Source organism: Mesorhizobium sp. 10J20-29, from assembly GCF_054130485.1.
Genome location: NZ_CP199156.1, coordinates 3,005,479 through 3,022,020 on the forward strand (window position 1 = coordinate 3,005,479; position 16,542 = coordinate 3,022,020).

At 68.3% G+C, this 16,542-nt stretch carries 20 protein-coding genes and 1 pseudogene; all 21 read left to right on the forward strand.

The window, feature by feature from the left end:
• Positions 1–23 precede the first annotated feature (23 nt).
• The gene (locus ACT2BZ_RS14335; protein WP_457935810.1) at positions 24–1,073 is read left to right on the forward strand and encodes a methyltransferase domain-containing protein; all 1,050 of its coding nucleotides are present in this window, start codon (positions 24–26) and stop codon (positions 1,071–1,073) included.
• 218 nt (positions 1,074–1,291) lie between these two features.
• Complete coding sequence (locus ACT2BZ_RS14340) at positions 1,292–1,597, forward strand: DUF6107 family protein (protein WP_457935811.1); 306 nt, start codon at positions 1,292–1,294, stop codon at positions 1,595–1,597.
• Positions 1,598–1,818: 221 nt separating this feature from the next.
• Positions 1,819–2,493 carry an HK97 family phage prohead protease gene (locus ACT2BZ_RS14345; RefSeq protein WP_457935812.1) on the forward strand — a complete coding sequence of 225 codons (675 nt, stop codon included), beginning with the start codon at positions 1,819–1,821 and terminating at the stop codon, positions 2,491–2,493.
• On the forward strand, positions 2,480–3,730 hold the full coding sequence (locus tag ACT2BZ_RS14350) for a phage major capsid protein (RefSeq protein WP_457935813.1): 1,251 nt from the start codon (positions 2,480–2,482) through the stop codon (positions 3,728–3,730). Before ACT2BZ_RS14345 ends, ACT2BZ_RS14350 begins: the two co-directional genes overlap by 14 nt.
• A gap of 324 nt (positions 3,731–4,054) precedes the next feature.
• The gene (locus tag ACT2BZ_RS14355; RefSeq protein ID WP_457935814.1) at positions 4,055–4,624 is read left to right on the forward strand and encodes a head-tail connector protein; all 570 of its coding nucleotides are present in this window, start codon (positions 4,055–4,057) and stop codon (positions 4,622–4,624) included.
• Complete coding sequence (locus ACT2BZ_RS14360; RefSeq protein ID WP_457935815.1) at positions 4,621–4,959, forward strand: phage head closure protein; 339 nt, start codon at positions 4,621–4,623, stop codon at positions 4,957–4,959. Before ACT2BZ_RS14355 ends, ACT2BZ_RS14360 begins: the two co-directional genes overlap by 4 nt.
• The gene (locus ACT2BZ_RS14365; protein WP_457935816.1) at positions 4,956–5,150 is read left to right on the forward strand and encodes a hypothetical protein; all 195 of its coding nucleotides are present in this window, start codon (positions 4,956–4,958) and stop codon (positions 5,148–5,150) included. The genes ACT2BZ_RS14360 and ACT2BZ_RS14365 overlap by 4 nt, the downstream gene beginning before the upstream one ends.
• Positions 5,131–5,535 carry a DUF3168 domain-containing protein gene (locus ACT2BZ_RS14370; protein ID WP_457935817.1) on the forward strand — a complete coding sequence of 135 codons (405 nt, stop codon included), beginning with the start codon at positions 5,131–5,133 and terminating at the stop codon, positions 5,533–5,535. Before ACT2BZ_RS14365 ends, ACT2BZ_RS14370 begins: the two co-directional genes overlap by 20 nt.
• 288 nt (positions 5,536–5,823) lie before the next feature.
• Positions 5,824–6,240 carry a phage major tail protein, TP901-1 family gene (locus ACT2BZ_RS14375; RefSeq protein ID WP_457935818.1) on the forward strand — a complete coding sequence of 139 codons (417 nt, stop codon included), beginning with the start codon at positions 5,824–5,826 and terminating at the stop codon, positions 6,238–6,240.
• A complete protein-coding gene (locus tag ACT2BZ_RS14380; protein WP_457935819.1) occupies positions 6,237–6,578 on the forward strand; it encodes a gene transfer agent family protein in 342 nt (113 codons plus the stop codon). The genes ACT2BZ_RS14375 and ACT2BZ_RS14380 overlap by 4 nt, the downstream gene beginning before the upstream one ends.
• Before the next feature lie 44 nt (positions 6,579–6,622).
• Positions 6,623–6,808, forward strand: a complete 186-nt coding sequence (locus ACT2BZ_RS14385; protein WP_457935820.1) for a phage tail assembly chaperone — start codon at positions 6,623–6,625, stop codon at positions 6,806–6,808.
• Positions 6,801–7,376, forward strand: coding sequence for a phage tail tape measure protein (locus ACT2BZ_RS14390; protein WP_457935821.1), 576 nt, complete (start codon positions 6,801–6,803; stop codon positions 7,374–7,376). Before ACT2BZ_RS14385 ends, ACT2BZ_RS14390 begins: the two co-directional genes overlap by 8 nt.
• A 9-nt stretch (positions 7,377–7,385) precedes the next feature.
• A pseudogene (locus ACT2BZ_RS14395) lies at positions 7,386–8,037 on the forward strand (phage distal tail protein, Rcc01695 family).
• Entirely contained in the window at positions 8,034–8,921 is an 888-nt protein-coding gene (locus ACT2BZ_RS14400; RefSeq protein ID WP_457935822.1) for a DUF2163 domain-containing protein, read from the forward strand. The pseudogene ACT2BZ_RS14395 and the gene ACT2BZ_RS14400 overlap by 4 nt, the downstream one beginning before the upstream one ends.
• Positions 8,918–9,343 (forward strand): NlpC/P60 family protein, encoded by a 426-nt coding sequence (locus tag ACT2BZ_RS14405; RefSeq protein ID WP_457935823.1) that lies wholly within the window; start codon positions 8,918–8,920, stop codon positions 9,341–9,343. The genes ACT2BZ_RS14400 and ACT2BZ_RS14405 overlap by 4 nt, the downstream gene beginning before the upstream one ends.
• Positions 9,344–9,358: 15 nt before the next feature.
• Complete coding sequence (locus ACT2BZ_RS14410; RefSeq protein WP_457935824.1) at positions 9,359–13,255, forward strand: baseplate multidomain protein megatron; 3,897 nt, start codon at positions 9,359–9,361, stop codon at positions 13,253–13,255.
• Between the two features lie 32 nt (positions 13,256–13,287).
• On the forward strand, positions 13,288–13,494 hold the full coding sequence (locus tag ACT2BZ_RS14415) for a hypothetical protein (protein WP_457935825.1): 207 nt from the start codon (positions 13,288–13,290) through the stop codon (positions 13,492–13,494).
• 59 nt (positions 13,495–13,553) lie between these two features.
• Positions 13,554–13,814, forward strand: coding sequence for a hypothetical protein (locus ACT2BZ_RS14420; protein WP_457935826.1), 261 nt, complete (start codon positions 13,554–13,556; stop codon positions 13,812–13,814).
• Positions 13,815–13,888: 74 nt separating this feature from the next.
• Positions 13,889–14,554: a response regulator transcription factor gene (locus ACT2BZ_RS14425; RefSeq protein WP_457935827.1), complete on the forward strand. Its 666-nt coding sequence runs from the start codon at positions 13,889–13,891 to the stop codon at positions 14,552–14,554.
• A 40-nt stretch (positions 14,555–14,594) separates the two neighbouring features.
• Positions 14,595–15,968, forward strand: coding sequence for an ATP-binding protein (locus tag ACT2BZ_RS14430; protein WP_457935828.1), 1,374 nt, complete (start codon positions 14,595–14,597; stop codon positions 15,966–15,968).
• A 136-nt stretch (positions 15,969–16,104) separates the two neighbouring features.
• A complete protein-coding gene (locus tag ACT2BZ_RS14435; RefSeq protein WP_457935829.1) occupies positions 16,105–16,533 on the forward strand; it encodes a hypothetical protein in 429 nt (142 codons plus the stop codon).
• The last annotated feature ends 9 nt before the right edge of the window (positions 16,534–16,542 follow it).

The following is a 16,542-nucleotide window of genomic DNA, read 5'->3' on the forward strand; positions in this document are numbered from 1 at the left end:
TTCGCGGACCGCAAGGAGTTTTCATGACACAGGTAGACAACGATAAGCTGAATGAACTGGTCGGGCGCGTGCTCGGCGATCTCGGGGGCGCCGTCAGCGTGCCGCTGGTGCGGATAGGTGACGCGCTGGGTCTCTACGAGGCGCTCGGGCGCCTGGGTCCAGCGACGCCCGAGGCCGTGGCGGTGGCGACGAAATGTGCGCCGCGCTATGTGCGCGAATGGCTGTCGGCGCAGGTTGCCTCCGGCTATGTGCAGCATGAGGGCGGGCGTTTCTCGCTGTCGCCGGAACAGGCGCTGATCTTTGCCACGCCGGACAGCCCGGTCAACCTGATCGGCGCCTTCGATACGGCAGCGGCGATGGTGGAGAACCAGCCGAAGGTTCAGGCAGCGTTCAAGACGGGCAGGGGCGTGGCCTGGGGCGACCAGGCCGGCTGCATGTTCTGCGCGGTCGCCAGGCTGTTCCGGCCGGGCTATGTCAATGCGCTGGTGCAGGAGTGGCTGCCGGCTCTCAACGGCGTCACCGACAAGCTGAATGCCGGCGCTTCCGTTGCCGACGTCGGCTGCGGGCACGGCCTTTCCACCATCCTGATGGCGCAGGCGTTCCCGAAGTCGAGCTTCATCGGATACGACTTCCACCCGGGCTCGATCGCTGCGGCGACCGCCCATGCCAAGGCGCACGGGGTAAGCAATGTGTCGTTCGAGGTCGGACGGGCTCAGGATTTTTCCGGCCGCGACTTCGACGTGATTACCTGCTTCGACTGCCTGCACGACATGGGCGATCCGAAGGCCGCCGCCGCGCATATCCGCAAGGCGCTGAAACCCGGCGGCACCTGGATGGTGGTCGAGCCGATGGCCGGCGACACGCTGGAAGACAACGTCAATCCAGTCGGGCGGCTGTACTACTCGGCCTCCACGATGATCTGCGTGCCGACTTCGCTGGCACAGGAGACGGGGATGGCGCTCGGCGCGCAGGCCGGCGAGAAAAGGCTGGCCGAAGTGATCCGGTCCGGCGGTTTCACCAATGTCCGCCGCGCCGCCGAGACGCCGCTGAACATGATCCTCGAAGCGACCTGAGGAAACCCTGCAGCCGCGCGCGAACCCGCCGCGGCTGCAGTACCGTCCGGGGGGTGCTGCCGACGAGCGGCGTCCCCTCACAGCGCTTTCACAGATGTAACGACACGATTGCCCGCCGCCATCGCAGCTCTGCTGCCAGGCGGCATTTGCCGTTGGCGCGACGATGACCGCGCCGGTCGCCAAGGCGCTCATCACAATCAACCGAACCGGAGTTCCAGATGACCGACATGGCTGACACGGCCTGGCTGTGGCTCGCCAAGGGCGCGGGCGCAGTGGCCGGGTCGGCGATTTCGCTGGCCTACATTCTGCCGCGCGGACGCCGCGAGGCGGCGGCGCGCTTTGCCGTCGGGGTGGTCAGCGGCCTGGTGTTCGGCGGCACGGCGGGGCTGAAGATCGCGGTCGAACTCGATCTTGAGGGACTGATCGGACAGACGGAGACGATGCTGATGGGGTCGGCGGCGGCGAGCCTCTGCGCCTGGTGGGCGCTGGGGGCGCTGATGCGGGTGCTGAGGCGGAAGACGTAGGGGCTTCGGCACCGAGCTCGCTTTTGGGATCGAACGACCCCCCTCTTTCCTGCCGGCCTTGCCGAGTCCCCGCTGCTTCGCAGCGTCCCGTCGTTCGCTGGCCTTTCGCCATGCCACCGGCATGGCGAATTCGCTCCGCGAACCGGCCGCTCACCCCCCTCAAGGGGGAGATTAGAGCGTCTTCGTCGGCGCGACCCGAAAGAATTCATAGGAAAAAAAGAATGGTTCGCGAGCAGAAGTTCGTCGATCTGGTGCTGGATGCCGTCGAGGCGGATGGCGTGTTTTCGGGCTATGCCAGCCTGTTCGGGCGGGTCGATCTCGGCAAGGACGTGGTGGAGAAGGGCGCCTTCGCGGCATCGCTGAAGGCGCGCGGGGCCGGCGGCATCCGCATGCTGTTCCAGCACGATCCGGCCGAACCGATCGGCGTCTGGACCGAGATCCGCGAGGACCAGCGCGGGCTGTTCGTGCGCGGCAAACTGTCGAAGGACGTGGCGCGGGCGCGCGAGATTCTGAGCCTGATGCGCGGCGGCGGGCTCGACGGACTGTCGATCGGGTTTCGCGCGGTGAAGGCGAGGAGCGATCCGAGGAGCGGCGTGCGCCGCATCCTCGAGGCGGACCTCTGGGAGATCTCGGTGGTGACGTTTCCGATGCTGCCCGGCGCGCGCGTCGAGACGGTGAAGGGGCGGCGCAGGCTGCCGACCATCCGCGAATTCGAATGCTGGCTCACGCGGGATGCGGGGCTGACACGCGGCGACGCCCGGGCGGTGATTGCCCGCGGCTTCGCCAGTCTGGTGCGCGAGCGGGATGCCGGGCCGGACCAACCGCTCGCCGAGCGCATCCGCGCGGCGACACGCATGATCAACACGAAAGGAATGACGAGCAATGCACGCAGTTGAACAGTCCCGCGCGCCCGAAACCAAGGCGGCGGGCGATACAGCCGACATCGCCGAGGCCTTTGGCGATTTCATGTCGACCTTCGAGGCGTTTCGCGAATCGAACGACCAGCGCCTCGCCGAGATCGAACGGCGCGGCGCGGATGCGCTGACCGTCGAAAAGGTCGAGCGCATCTCGAAGGCGCTCGACGAGCAGAAGCGGGCGCTCGACGGCCTGGCGCTGAAACGCCTGCGGCCGCAGCTCGGCCAGGACGGCCAGGCGCTGCCCGGCGAGCACAAGCAGGCTTTCGACGCCTATATGCGCTCGGGCGACGAGCGCGCCATCCGCGCGCTCGACACCAAGGCGATGTCCTATGGCTCCGGCCCCGACGGCGGCTACCTGGTGCCCGACGAGACAGAAGCGGCGATCGGCAAGCGGCTGGCGACACTGTCGCCGATCCGCTCGATCGCTTCGGTCAGGCAGGTGTCCTCGGCGGTGCTGAAGAAGCCGTTCTCGGTTTCGGGGCCGGCCGTCGGCTGGGTCGCCGAGACGGCGGCAAGGCCGCAGACCGCCGCCAATACGCTGGCCGAGCTGCAGTTCCCGACCATGGAGCTCTACGCCATGCCGGCGGCGACCGCCTCGCTGCTCGACGACGCGGTGGTCGATCTCGACCAGTGGATCTCGAGCGAGGTGGAGGCGGCCTTTGCCGAACAGGAGGGCACCGCCTTCGTGACCGGCAACGGCACCAACAAGCCGAAGGGCTTTCTCGACTACACCAGGGTTGCCGAGGCGAGCTGGGTGTGGGGCCAGATCGGCTATATCGCCACCGGCGTTTCGGGCGCCCTGCCGGCGAGCAATGCGTCGGACGTGCTGATCGATACGGTCTATGCGCTGAAGGCGGGCTACCGGCAGAACGCGACCTGGGTGATGAACCGCAAGGTGCAAGCCTCGATCCGCAAGTTGAAGGATGCCGACGGCAACTATCTGTGGCAGCCGCCGGCCGCCCCCGGCAGCCGCGCCATGCTGATGGGCTTCCCGCTGGTCGAGGCGGAGGACATGCCCAACGCCGCAGCCGACGCGACACCGATCGCCTTCGGCGATTTCTCGCGCGGCTATCTGGTGGTCGACCGCACCGGGGTGCGCGTGCTGCGCGACCCGTACACGGCAAAGCCCTACGTGCTGTTCTACACGACCAAGCGTGTCGGCGGCGGTGTGCAGGATTTCGACGCGATCAAGCTCTTGAAATACGGCACCACCTGAGCCCTGCCGAAACTCTACTCCTGCGGCCATCTGGAGGCGTCTTCTGCGCTTCCGGTGCTCACGTACTGAAAAGTACGCTGCGCGCGTCGCCTTAGGCGACCCCGAAGCCACTCTCCAGCTGACTCGCAGGAGCGAGTTTTGATCAGGCCTCACAATCGGACGTTTGCTCACGGTGTGGAGCGAGTTATCGAGCCGATTTCCAATCACCAACCTTTCGCGAGTCGGGCCAGGACCGGGTTCACCCTTTCCCGGCCGGCCTGTCGCGCGGCCCCGGTGTTCCTCCAGCCGGGGCCGCATCCTGTCCTCATGCCCTCAAGGTGACGAATGACATTGATCAGAACGGTGGCGCCGGCCGCCGAGCCGGTGACGCTTGCCGAGGTGAAGGCGCATCTCAGGCTCTCCCATGCCAGCGAGGACGAGCTCCTGGCCGGGCTGATCCGCGCGGCGCGCGAGGATGTCGAGCGCGCGACGGGCATGGCGCTGATCAACCAGAGCTGGCGGCTGGCGCTCGATGCCTGGCCGAGCCAGGGCTGCGTGCCGATCGGCAGGCACCCGGTGCGCGAAATCCTGGCGGTGACGGTCTACGGATCGGAGGGCGAGGCCTCGCTGATCGACCCGGCCGGCTACCAGCTCGACACGCTGTCGCGGCCGGCAAGGCTGCATTTCGAGACGCGGCCGGAGCCGCTGCGCTTACTCAACGGCATCGAGATCGATTTTTCCGCCGGTTTTGGCGAGGCCGGCACGGATGTCCCCGACCTGCTGAAGCGGGTGATCCTGGTGCTGGTTGCCCACTGGTACGAGTTCCGCGCCACCTATGGTGCGGCCGACCAACCGGTGTCCTATCCGCCGGCCTATGAGCGCATGATCGCGCACCACCGGCTGCGGAGACTGTGATGGGCACGCTGTTCGTCGATCCCGGCGCGCTGCGCAGCGAATTCGCGCTTGAAGCGGTGGCGCTGGTGCCGGACGGGCTCGGCGGCCATGTCGAAACATGGTCGGAGGTGGCGACCGTCTTCGCGCTGATAGAGCCTGTGTCGGCGAGTGCCGTCTTCGGTGCCGGCCAGACGCTCGAGACCGTGACGCACCGCATCACCATGCGCTGGCGCGACGGCGTGGCGAGCGGCATGCGCCTGACGCGGGCGGGGCGGATCTTCGCGATCGTGACGGTTCACGATCCGGACGAGAGCGGCCGCTATCTTGTCTGCCGAACCAGGGAGGCCGGCTCATGAAACTGACCATGCAACTGACGCTCGACGGGCTGATCCGCGCGCTGCGCCTCAAGGCGCACGCTCTGGCGGAGGACATCGAGGCGGGCTACGCTGATGCCTCTTACGGCGCCGAGGAATTCGCAGCGGATCCGATGCCGAGGGCACCGCATCCGCTGATCAGGGAGCAGGACCATGCCAGCGCCCGCCGCTGAACTGCAGAAGGCGGTGTTCGACGCGCTCGCCGGCGACGTGGCGCTGAGCGCGCTGGTCGGCCAGCGCATCCACGATCACGCGCCTGCCAACGTGGCCTTTCCTTACATCACCTTCGGCCGCACCAGTCTCTACGACTGGAGCACCGGTACCGAGAGCGGCACCGAACAGCTCTTCACCCTGCATGTCTGGTCGAAAGCCAAGGGCAGGAAGGAGGTGCTGGAGATCATGGAGATCGCCCGCGCCCGGCTGGCCGACGCGGCGCTGGAGCTCGACGAGCATCATCTGGTCAACCTGCGGCTCGAGTTTTCCGAAGCCCGCTACGACGAGGACCTGTCGGTCTATCACGGCCTGCTGCGGTTCCGTGCGGTGACGGAGCCGAAATAGCGGGATTGCTATTGCCCATCGATGCTGGCGATTGTCGACGGCGCCAGCTTCCGCGTCATCCCGGAACCGGAGCGAAGCGAAGGTATCCGGGACCCATTGAGTTGGCGCGGCCGGGTGGCGGATTGGTGCGAGGGTGAGGACCGGGCCGCGCTCGATGATGGTGCGGCCAATGGTCCCGGGTCTTTCCTCGCTGCGCTCGGTCGCCCGGGATGACGACGGTGGTGCGGTCGCTCGCGCCACTGGGTGGCAACTGCATAAAGCAAATCACATTACCAGGAGCCCACGAAAATGGTTGCACAGAAGGGCAAGGACCTTCTTCTCAAAATCGATTCCGACGGGCTCGGCACGTTCGTGACGGTGGCCGGGCTGCGCTCCAGGCGCATCGCCTTCAACAGCGAGACGGTCGACATCACCGATGCGGATTCGGCAGGGCGGTGGCGCGAATTGCTGGCCGGCAGCGGCGTGCAGCGCGCGGCGATCAGCGGATCGGGCATCTTCAAGGATGCCCAGTCGGACGCGGCCATCCGGTCGCACTTCTTCGCCGGGGAGATCGTCGACTGGCAACTAGCCGTGCCTGATTTCGGCACCGTCTCGGGGCCGTTCCAGATCACATCGCTCGACTATACGGGTAGCCATGACGGCGAGGTGACCTTCGAGCTGGCGCTGGAATCGGCAGGTCCCATCGCCTTCGCGGTGGCGCCATGATCTCCAACCGGCGGCGCGGCGAGATCGCCACAGAACTCGACGGCAAGCCCTACCGGCTCTGCCTGACGCTCGGCGCATTGGCCGAACTCGAAGCGGCCTATTCCGCCGACGACCTCGGCGCGCTGGTGGAGCGGTTTGCGCGCGGAAAGCTCTCGGCGCTCGACATGATCAGGGTCATCGGCGCGGGTCTGCGCGGTGCCGGCAATGCGGTCGCGGACGACGAGGTGGGGGCGATGCGGGTGGACGGCGGCGCGGCGGGCTTTGCCGCCATCGTCAGCGACCTGCTGACCACGACGTTCGGGGCCGAGAGGCCGGCGGGAGAGCCGCCAAACCCCTGACAGCCGCAGCCGGCGGGACGAACGAATTTCCGTGGGACAGCGTCATGGCCGCGGCATTCGGCCTGCTGCGGCTTTCGCCGAAGGATTTCTGGTCGATGACGCCGCGCGAGCTGGAACGCGCAATCAGCGTGCTCCGCCCCGGTGAGGGGCGCCCGCCAGCACGCGCCGATCTGGCGGCGCTGATGCGCCAGTTCCCGGACGCCAATTCATTGGAGAAGAGACATGGTTGAGGACGTGACGGTCCGGATCGATGCCGACACGGCGGCGTTCCAGAGTGCGCTCGAGAATCTCGAAAGACTGTCGGACCGGTTCGGCTCGCAACTGACCGGCGCGCTCAAGAGTGCCGCGGTCAGTGGCAGGGATCTCGAGGACGTACTGCGACGGGTCGGGCTGAACCTTGCCGGCCTGGCGCTGGAGCAGGGGCTGAAGCCGCTGCAGGGGCTGGCGGGATCGCTGTTTTCGGGTCTGCTCGGCGGGCTGCCCGGCATCCTGCCTTTCGCCAGGGGCGGCGTGCCCGGCCACGTCGCGCCCTTTGCGGCCGGTGGCGTGGTCTCGGCGCCGAGCTATTTCCCGATGGGACGCAATCTCGGGCTGATGGGCGAGGCGGGCGCCGAAGCGATCCTGCCGCTGCGCCGCGGCGCCGACGGACGCCTGGGCGTCGCCGCGTCGGGCGGCGGCGCTTCGGTGAATGTCACCTTCAACGTCACGGCGACGGACGCCGCCTCGTTCCGCAAGTCCGAATCCCAGGTGACGGGCATGCTGGCGCGCGCCGTGTCGCGCGGCGCCCGAACCTTCTGAGGACCGGAGATGGCTGAACTGTCAGGCTTTCACGACGTGCGCTTTCCGCTCGCCGTCTCCTTCGGCGCGACCGGCGGGCCGGAGCGGCTGAACGAGATCGTTGTGCTGACGTCCGGACGCGAGAAGCGCAACGCGCGGTTCTCGCAATCGCGCCACCGCTACGACGCCGGAACGGGCGTGCGCTCGCTCGGCGACCTGCACGACGTGCTGGTGTTCTTCGAGGCCAGGCGCGGTTCGCTGCACGCCTTCCGCTTTCGCGATCCGTTCGACATGAAGTCCTGCCGGCCGGAGGAGGCTGTCTCGCCGACCGACCAGGTGCTTGGAACGGGCGACGGCAGCCGGACGCGGTTCGAGCTGGTGAAGACCTATGGCGAGGGCGACGACGCCTACCGGCGGTTGATAGCAAAGCCGCTCGTCGAGACCCTGCGTGTCGCTGTCGACGGCGTCGAGGTTTTCGCGCCGGGCGACTTCACCTTCGAGGCGGCGACGGGGGGAGATCGTCTTCGCGCCCGGTGCCGTGCCGGATGCGGCAGCGCAGGTGACGGCCGGTTACGAATTCGACGTGCCTGTGCGATTCGAGGCGGAGCAGCTGTCGATCAGCCTGGCGAGCTTCAAGGCGGGGCAGATCCCGTCGATCCCGCTGGTCGAGGTGCGGCTGTGACAAACTATCCCGAGACGCTGCTTGCCCATTTCGGGCGCGAGGTGACGACGCTCTGCCATTGCTGGCGGCTGACGCGCCGCGACGGCACCGTGCACGGTTTCACCGACCACGACCGGCCGCTGACCGTCTCCGGGACGCTGTTCGCGCCGGAGACCGGGCTTGCCGCCAGCGAGGCGCGCGACACGCTGGGGCTTGCCGTCGACACGGTGGATGTCGAGGGCGCGCTGTCGTCGGACGCGATCAGCGACGAGGATATCGCCGCGGGGCTTTACGACGGCGCGACCGTCGAGACTTTTTTGGTCAACTGGCGCAGCCCGGAGGATTTCGCGCTGCTGCGCAAGGCGACGGTCGGGCGGATCACCCGCGCCGACCAGCGCTTCGTGGCAGAGCTGGAAAGCCTTGCCCATGCGCTCGACCAGCAATCGGGCCGTTATGTCAGCCGCTCCTGCGATGCCGAGCTTGGCGATGCGCGCTGCGGCTTCAACCTTGCCCAGCCGGGATTTTCGGGCACCGGGAGCGTCGTCGCCTCGGAGCCGCCAGCGACCCTGCTGGTGGCCGGGGTCGACGGCTTCGCTCCGGGCTGGTTCGCGCATGGCGTGCTGACCTGGACGAGCGGCGCAGCGGCCGGGCGCGCCGAGCGCATCGAGGAGCACCGCAAGGACGCCACCGGCACAAGGCTGGTGATGCGGCCGGGCGGCGCCGCGGCCGAGGAGGGCGACGGCTTCTCGCTGGTTGCCGGCTGCGACAAGAGCTTCGCGACCTGCAAACAGAAATTCGCCAACCCGCTGAATTTTCTTGGCTTTCCGCACCTGCCCGGCAATGATGCGGCTTACGGCTACGTCGTCGATGGCGGCACCTTCGACGGCGGGCCGTTGGTGCCATGACGGCGGATGCGGTGATTGCCGAGGCACTCAGCTGGGTCGGCACGCCCTACCGGCATCAAGGCTCTCGCAAGGGCGTCGGCTGCGACTGTCTCGGCCTTGTGCTGGGCGTCTGGCGCGCTCTGTATGGCGCGGCGCCGGAAATGCCCGGCGCTTATGCGCCTGATTGGGCGGAAGCCGGCGAAAGCGAAATCCTGCTCGACGCCGTGCGCCGGCATTTCTGCGAAAGGCCGATGGCGCAGCTTCAGCCGGGCGACCTGCTGCTGTTTCGCTGGCGGCCGCACCTGCCGGCAAAGCATGCCGGCATCCTGACCGCGCCCGGCCATTTCGTTCACGCCTACCAGGGCCACGCCGTGACCGTCTCGGCGCTGGTGCCTCAATGGCGGCGGCGCATCGCCGGCGTCTTCGCCTTTCCGCAAAACTGAGATCCGGAGCGCTTCATGGCAACCATCCTGCTGCAGGCGGCGGGTGCGGCGATCGGCGGCCTGCTCGGTCCGGTCGGAGCCGCCGTCGGCGCGGCCGCGGGCGCGCTTGCCGGCTATGCCGTCGACCAGGCGTTGATCAACGGCACGCGGCGCATCGAGGGGCCGAGGCTTTCGGGTGCGCGACCCTTCAGCGCCGAGGAAGGCGTGCCGCTGCCGCGCGTCTATGGCACGGCGCGCCTCGGCGGCATCATCATCTGGGCGACGCGCTTCGAGGAAAGGCGCACGACCAGGCGGCAGGGAAAGCTCGGGCCCAAACTCACCGAATACAGCTATTTCGGCAATGTCGCCTTCGCGCTTTGCGAGGGCGAGATCGCCGGCATCCGCCGCGTCTGGGCCGATGGTCGCGAGATCGACCGCACGGCCTTCGAGATGCGGCTCTACCGCGGCGGCGAGGACGAGCCGGTCGATCCGCTGATCGCAGCCAAGCAGGGCGCGGGCAATGCGCCGGCCTATCGCGGCACCGCCTATTGCGTGATCGAGCGCTTCCCGCTCGAGGACTACGGCAACCGCATCCCGCAGTTCCAGTTCGAGGTGCTGCGCCCGGCAGCAGGTGTCGCGGAGCGGCTGCGCGCCGTGGCGCTGATCCCCGGCGCCACCGAATACGGCCTGTCGCCGTCGCTGGTGACACGCAGCAAGCGGGCGGGCGAGACCGAGGCGGTGAACCGTCATGCGCTGGCCGAGGCGAGCGACCTTGTCGCCTCGCTCGACGAATTGCAGATGCTCTGCCCGGCGCTCGAGCATGTCGCGCTGGTGGTCGCCTGGTTCGGCGACGACCTGAGGGCGGGCAACTGCCGCATCCGGCCGGCTGTTACCACGGCGAACGGTGCCGGCCTGTCGAAGACTTGGAGAGTTTCGGGCGTCGGCCGCGGCGCGGCGATGCTGGTCTCGACCCATGAGGGCGGCGCGGCCTATGGCGGCACGCCGTCGGACCGCAGCGTGATGGACGCCATCGCCGCGATCAAGGCGCGCGGGCTCAAGGTGACGCTCTACCCCTTCATCATGATGGACGTGCCGGCAGGAAATGCGCTGCCCGATCCCTATGGCGGAGCGGCACAGCCGGCCTATCCCTGGCGCGGCCGCATCACCTGCGACCCGGCGCCGCTGCTGCCCGGCAGCGCCGACGGCACGGCGGCGGCCCGCGCGCAGGTACACGACTTCTGCGGCATGGCGGCGCCCGGTCAGTTTGGGCTCTCCGGCGACACGATCGCCTTTTCGGGATCGCCGTCGGATTTCGGCTATCGCCGCTTCGTGCTCCACCATGCGAGGCTGGCGGCTGCGGCGGGCGGCGTCGACGCTTTGCTGCTCGGCAGCGAGATGCGCGGCCTGACCACGCTGCGCGACGAGACCGGCGCCTTTCCCTTCGTCGAACAGCTTTGCGAGCTCGCCGAGGGCGTGCGCTCGATCGTCGGGCCGGCGACGAAGATCACCTATGGCGCCGACTGGAGCGAATATCTCGGCCACCACCCGGCGGATGGCTCGGGCGATGTCTGGTTCCACCTCGACCCGCTCTGGGCGCATCCCGACATCGACGCCGTCGGCATCGACAACTACCTGCCGCTGTCGGACTGGCGCGATGGCGACCATGCCGGCGGCAATCCCGACGGCTTTGCCGGACCCTACGACCCGCAGGGCCTGCGCGCTTCGATTGCCGGTGGCGAGGGGTTCGACTGGCACTATCCGACCTTTGCCGCCCGCGCGGCGCGCGAGTGCGTGCCGATCACAGACGGCGCCCATGGCAAGCCGTGGGTCTTCCGCCCCAAGGATGTCCTGAACTGGTGGGCGAACCCGCACCACGACCGGCCGGGCGGGGTCGAGACGGCAACGCCGACCGCCTGGGCGCCTATGTCGAAGCCGGTCTGGTTCACCGAGCTCGGCTGTCCCGCGGTCGACAAGGGCCCGAACCAGCCGAACGTCTTTCCCGACCCGAAATCGGCCGAGAGCGCGCTGCCCTGGTTTTCGAGCGGCGGGCGCTGCGACCTCGCGCAGGCGCGCTTCCTCGCCGCGCATGGCAGTTTCTGGGACCCCGAGGCCGAGGATTTCGAGCCCGGCAACAACCCGCTCTCGCCCCTCTATGGCGGCCGCATGGTCGACTGGTCGCACGCCTTTGCGTGGGCCTGGGACGCGCGGCCCTATCCGGCCTTCCCGCTGCGCGCCGACCGCTGGGCCGACCACGCCAACTGGCATTATGGCCACTGGCTGAACGGCAGGCTCGGTGCGCCGACGGTCGGCGACCTCATCAACGCCATCCTTGCCGATCACGGCCTGCCGGCCGCTGATGTCGATGGCTGCGTTGGCTCCGTCGAGGGCTATGTCATCGATGAGCCGACGTCGGCGCGCGCCACGCTCGAGCCGCTGATCGACCTCTTCGGCCTTGCCGTGCTGGAACGGCCGGACGGGCTGGAATTCCGCGCCGAGGGCTTTTCGGCATCGGCTGCCATCACGGTCGAGGAAATGGTGTCGGACGGCGAGACCGCCGTGATCGAGACCGTGCGCACGCCCGATCACCAGCTGCCCGCCGAGGCCGTACTGAGCTTTCGTTCCGCACTCGCCGATTACCAGGCGGTATCGGTACGCCAAAGACGCTTCGGCGCGCCGGGCAGCCGCCAGCAGCCGATCGGCTTTCCGGGCGTGCTCGAGGCCGGGCAGGGCCGTGCGCTCGCCGCCGACTGGCTGCGGCGCAGGTGGGGCGACCGCGAGCGCATTTCCTTCTCGCTGCCGCAGCCCTCGGCCGGCATCGAGCCCGGCGCCATCATCCGCGTGCCGGCCTCTGGCAACGGCGCCGACTTCCTGGTTGTCGAGGTCGAGGACGGGCTTGCCCGCAAGGTCACCGCGCGCCAGATCACGCGTGCCGCCCCGGCGCCCTGGCGCTCGGGCAATCCCGCGCTTGGCACGCTTGCCGCGCCAGTGGTCGGCCAGCCGCTGGCAATCTTTCTCGACCTGCCGTCGAATGCCTCGGCTGAGGCGCCGCAGGACCGCTTTCGCGTCGCCGCCTGGCAGAAGCCGTGGAAGAGCCAGGCCGTCTACGCCTCGCCCGAGGCGACGGGCTTTGCGTTGCGCACCACGCTTGGCCAACCGGCCGACATTGGCGCGCTGGTCGAACCGCTGCCGCCGGGACCGGTCGGCCGCATCGACCATGGCTCGGCGCTGACCGTCGAGTTCTTCGGCGCCGAGGCGGCAAGCGTCAGCCGCAACCAGCTGCTCAACGGCGCGAATGTCGCGGCGCTCCGCTCGGCAGCGGGCGGCTTCGAGATATTGCAATTCGAGGCCGCCGAGGAGATCGCGCCCGACATCTGGCGGCTCACCGGCCTGCTGCGCGGCCAGCTCGGCACCGAGGATCTCACGGGCGCGGAGGCCGGCGCGCATCTCGTTATCCTCGACGAGACGGTCGGGCCGGCGGGCCTGGCACCTGGCGAGGAAGGACTGGCGCTCAACTGGCGCGTCGGCCCGACCGGCGCGGATTTTTCGAGCGCGAGTTTCGTCGGCCTTGCCGAGACCGGCGGGATCCGCGCGCTGTTGCCGCTTTCGCCGGTGCATCTTCGCGCCACGCCCGACGGGGAGGGCGGCGTGACGCTCGGCTGGATCCGGCGCAGCCGGCTCGACGCCGACAGCTGGACGCCGAGCGATATTCCGCTCGGCGAGGCGCGCGAGGAATATTCGGTCGAGATTGCTGCGGCGGGCGGCGGTTCAGCCGTGCGCAGCGCTGTCGTGACGGAAACCGCCTTCGCCTATCCGGCCGCCCTGATCGCCGCCGATTTCGGCGTGGCCCCGGCCGAGATCGACGTCACCATCCGCCAGCTCAGCGTCGCCGCCGGCTGGGGCATTCCGGCGACGCGCCGCCTGTCGCTTTCCTGAAGCCACGAACAAACCACGAAAGGATTTGAACCATGACCGAGACGAAACCCTGGTATCTGTCGCGCACCATCTGGGCCTCGCTGATCACCATCGCAACGGCCGGCGGCGGCCTGTTCGGCCTGCCCCTCGCCGGCCTCGACAATGGCGCGCTGACCGACACGCTGCTGCAGGCGATCACCGCGATCAGCGGCCTGGTGGCGATTTTCGGCAGGCTGGATGCGAAGAGCAGGATCGGGTGAGGGAAAATCTCCCCCAACCATTCATTTCCCGTTCAGCGCGGATGCGCTAGAAGCGTGACATGAACCTTCGCCGCGCCCTTTCCCGCTCGTTCCTGTCCGCGCTTTTCGCGGCCACGCTGCTTGCCGTCCAGACGGTGCCGGGCAGCGCTGCCGACTGCTACGGCATCGGCCAGCAGATCGCCGCGCAGGATGGCGGGACGCTTGCCAAGGCCAACGAAGCCAAGCGCGGCGGCCAGACCGTCTGCGTCATCGTCGTGCTGGTGCCTGGCAAGGACGGCCAGCGCCCGCGGCGCCAGGAGCATGTCGTTCCGGCCGATTGACCGGGCGGCGTCTTTCCCATGGCAGGGGCTTTCGCCTATAGGTGAGCGCGTCTCAGCAACAGGATCGTGATTCCATGCGGATACTCGTCGTCGAGGATGACAAGGACCTGAATCGGCAGATCGTCGATGCGCTGACCGATGCCGGCTATGTCGTCGACAAGGCCTTCGACGGCGAGGAGGGGCATTTTCTGGGCGACACCGAGCCCTATGACGCCGTCGTGCTCGACATCGGCCTGCCGCAGATGGACGGCATCAGCGTGCTGGAGCGCTGGCGGCGCGACGGCCGCAAGATGCCGGTACTGATCCTGACCGCGCGCGACCGCTGGAGCGACAAGGTTTCGGGCATCGACGCCGGCGCCGACGACTACGTCACCAAGCCTTTCCACATCGAGGAAGTGCTGGCGCGGATGCGCGCGCTAATCCGCCGCGCCGCCGGGCATGCCTCGTCGGAACTGACCTGCGGCCCGGTGCGCCTCGACACAAAGGCGTCCAAGGCCGATGTCGACGGCAAGCCGCTGAAGCTGACCTCGCACGAATTCCGCCTGCTTGCCTACCTGATGCACCACATGGGCGAGGTGGTCTCGCGCACCGAACTGGTCGAGCATCTCTACGACCAGGATTTCGACCGCGATTCCAACACCATCGAGGTTTTCGTCGGCCGGTTGCGCAAGAAGATGGGCATCGACATGATCGAGACCGTGCGCGGCATGGGCTACCGCATGCGCGAACCGGAGGCTTGAGGCGGATACCACCGGACATAGGCCGAAACGCCTGCTGACGATGAATGTCGGCCCGCGTTCGCTCGCCTTCCGGGTCATCGCCTTCTCGACCGGCTGGGCGATCCTGGCGCTGATCGTCATCTCCACCGTCATCTCGGCACTCTACCGCCAGGCCAGCGAGCGCGGCTTCGACAGCCTGCTTTCGGCGCATCTCTTCAACCTGATCGGTTCCGTCGGCGTATCGCCCGGCGGCGAGCTGACCGGCGCGCCCAACCTCGGCGACCTGCGCTTCTCCGAGCCGAATTCGGGCTGGTACTGGGCCGTCGAGCCGGTGTCGCCCGGCGTCAAGGGCGAGTTGCGCTCGGCCTCGATGACCCGGCCGATTCCCTCGCCGCCGGTTGCCGCCGTTCCCTTCAGCGATGAATTCCAGCGCGGTTTCATGACCGCGGGGCTGGCCGGCGAGGATCTTGCCGTAATCGAGAGCGAGTTCGTGCTCGACAGCCAGAACCGGGTTGCGCGCTTTCGCGTGATGGGCAACCGCACCGAGCTCGAGGAGGAGATCGCAAGCTTCGAGCGGCGGCTCTACACCTATCTGTCGATCTTCGGCGTCGGCATGATCGCCATCAACGCCATGGCGATCCTGCTCGGCCTGCGGCCACTGGGGCGCGTGCGCGATGCGCTGGCCATGGTGCGCGAGGGGGCCGCCCAGCGCCTCGACGGCCGCTTTCCGGCCGAGATCGAGCCGCTCGCCAACGAGACCAACGCGCTGATCGAGAACAACCGCCGCATCGTCGAGCGCTCGCGCACCCAGGTCGGCAACCTGGCGCATTCGCTGAAGACGCCGCTTGCCGTGCTCATCAACGAGGGCAGGGCGCTCGGTGGCACCAAGGGCGACCTGATTTCCGACCAGGCGACGGCCATGCAGCAGCAGGTCGAGCATTACCTGAGGCGCGCGCGCGTCGCCGCGCAGCGCGACAGCGTCGTCTACCGCACGCCGGTGACGCCGCTGCTCGAGCGCCTCGTGCGCGTGGTCGAGAAGCTTGGCCGCATGAAGATCGCGCTGGCCTTGCCTGAGCGCGAGATCGTCTTTGCCGGCGAACGCGAGGACCTCGAGGAGATCGTCGGCAACCTCCTGGAAAACGCCATGAAATGGGCGAGAGGCAGGGTCGCCGTCTCGGCCGCCGAACTGCCCTCCGGCGACGACCAGCCGCCGCGCTTCGCCATCGTCATCGAGGATGACGGGCCGGGCATTCCCGAGGACAAGGCGCGCGAGGCGCTGAAACGCGGCAAGCGGCTCGACGAGACCAAGCCCGGCACCGGGCTGGGGCTCGCCATCGTCGCCGAGCTCGTCAACGAGTATGGCGGCAGCCTTGCGCTCGAGCGCTCTGGCCTCGGCGGCCTGAAGGCCACGGTCGAACTGCGCTGCGCCGGCTGACGGCGGGGCGAGAACGCCGTGCGCCTCGACAATTCTGCGTGAAGAGCCAAACTTCGGACAAATATCGACCCTATCGCGGCGCAAACCTATATGTTGCGCGACAGATTCGAACCCGGGTGGAACTATGAGATACCGAGTGGCGCTTGTTGCCGCGCTGATCGCCCTTTCGGGCTGCACGACCGCCGGAAAAGGTGGCGGCAGCTTCTTTGCGAGCAATGGCGCTTCCGGCAGCGCCGGCGAGCCCGCAGTCGCCGGCACCATCATCGCCTCGATGCGCGGCGGGCTTATCGGCGGCCCGATCGGTTCGTCGCTGAGCGACGCCGACCGCCGCGCCGCGCTGCAGGCCGAATACCGCGCGCTCGAATACACGCCGGCCGGCGATGGCGTGGAGTGGGCGAGCGCCAGTGCCGGCGTCGGTGGCGAGGTGACGGCCGCGCAGCCTTACCGCGTCGGCTCCCAGGACTGCCGCCAGTACACCCATTCGGTGTCTTCAGGCGGTGTGAAGCAGACCGCGCGCGGCACCGCCTGCCGCAACGCGGACGGAAGCTGGACACCGCTGACGTGACCGGTGAGC

What these genes read in the sequence shown, in the direction of transcription:
- ACT2BZ_RS14365 (WP_457935816.1), top strand. Translation starts at nt 4,956, where the DNA reads ATGAAACTGACCATGCAACTGACGCTCGACGGGCTGATCCGCGCGCTG.
- ACT2BZ_RS14350 (WP_457935813.1), top strand. Translation starts at nt 2,480, where the DNA reads ATGCACGCAGTTGAACAGTCCCGCGCGCCCGAAACCAAGGCGGCGGGC.
- ACT2BZ_RS14430 (WP_457935828.1), top strand. Translation starts at nt 14,595, where the DNA reads ATGAATGTCGGCCCGCGTTCGCTCGCCTTCCGGGTCATCGCCTTCTCG.
- ACT2BZ_RS14390 (WP_457935821.1), top strand. Translation starts at nt 6,801, where the DNA reads ATGGTTGAGGACGTGACGGTCCGGATCGATGCCGACACGGCGGCGTTC.
- ACT2BZ_RS14340 (WP_457935811.1), top strand. Translation starts at nt 1,292, where the DNA reads ATGACCGACATGGCTGACACGGCCTGGCTGTGGCTCGCCAAGGGCGCG.
- ACT2BZ_RS14375 (WP_457935818.1), top strand. Translation starts at nt 5,824, where the DNA reads ATGGTTGCACAGAAGGGCAAGGACCTTCTTCTCAAAATCGATTCCGAC.
- ACT2BZ_RS14380 (WP_457935819.1), top strand. Translation starts at nt 6,237, where the DNA reads ATGATCTCCAACCGGCGGCGCGGCGAGATCGCCACAGAACTCGACGGC.
- ACT2BZ_RS14420 (WP_457935826.1), top strand. Translation starts at nt 13,554, where the DNA reads ATGAACCTTCGCCGCGCCCTTTCCCGCTCGTTCCTGTCCGCGCTTTTC.
- ACT2BZ_RS14335 (WP_457935810.1), top strand. Translation starts at nt 24, where the DNA reads ATGACACAGGTAGACAACGATAAGCTGAATGAACTGGTCGGGCGCGTG.
- ACT2BZ_RS14425 (WP_457935827.1), top strand. Translation starts at nt 13,889, where the DNA reads ATGCGGATACTCGTCGTCGAGGATGACAAGGACCTGAATCGGCAGATC.
- ACT2BZ_RS14405 (WP_457935823.1), top strand. Translation starts at nt 8,918, where the DNA reads ATGACGGCGGATGCGGTGATTGCCGAGGCACTCAGCTGGGTCGGCACG.
- ACT2BZ_RS14415 (WP_457935825.1), top strand. Translation starts at nt 13,288, where the DNA reads ATGACCGAGACGAAACCCTGGTATCTGTCGCGCACCATCTGGGCCTCG.
- ACT2BZ_RS14345 (WP_457935812.1), top strand. Translation starts at nt 1,819, where the DNA reads ATGGTTCGCGAGCAGAAGTTCGTCGATCTGGTGCTGGATGCCGTCGAG.
- ACT2BZ_RS14370 (WP_457935817.1), top strand. Translation starts at nt 5,131, where the DNA reads ATGCCAGCGCCCGCCGCTGAACTGCAGAAGGCGGTGTTCGACGCGCTC.
- ACT2BZ_RS14410 (WP_457935824.1), top strand. Translation starts at nt 9,359, where the DNA reads ATGGCAACCATCCTGCTGCAGGCGGCGGGTGCGGCGATCGGCGGCCTG.
- ACT2BZ_RS14355 (WP_457935814.1), top strand. Translation starts at nt 4,055, where the DNA reads ATGACATTGATCAGAACGGTGGCGCCGGCCGCCGAGCCGGTGACGCTT.
- ACT2BZ_RS14385 (WP_457935820.1), top strand. Translation starts at nt 6,623, where the DNA reads ATGGCCGCGGCATTCGGCCTGCTGCGGCTTTCGCCGAAGGATTTCTGG.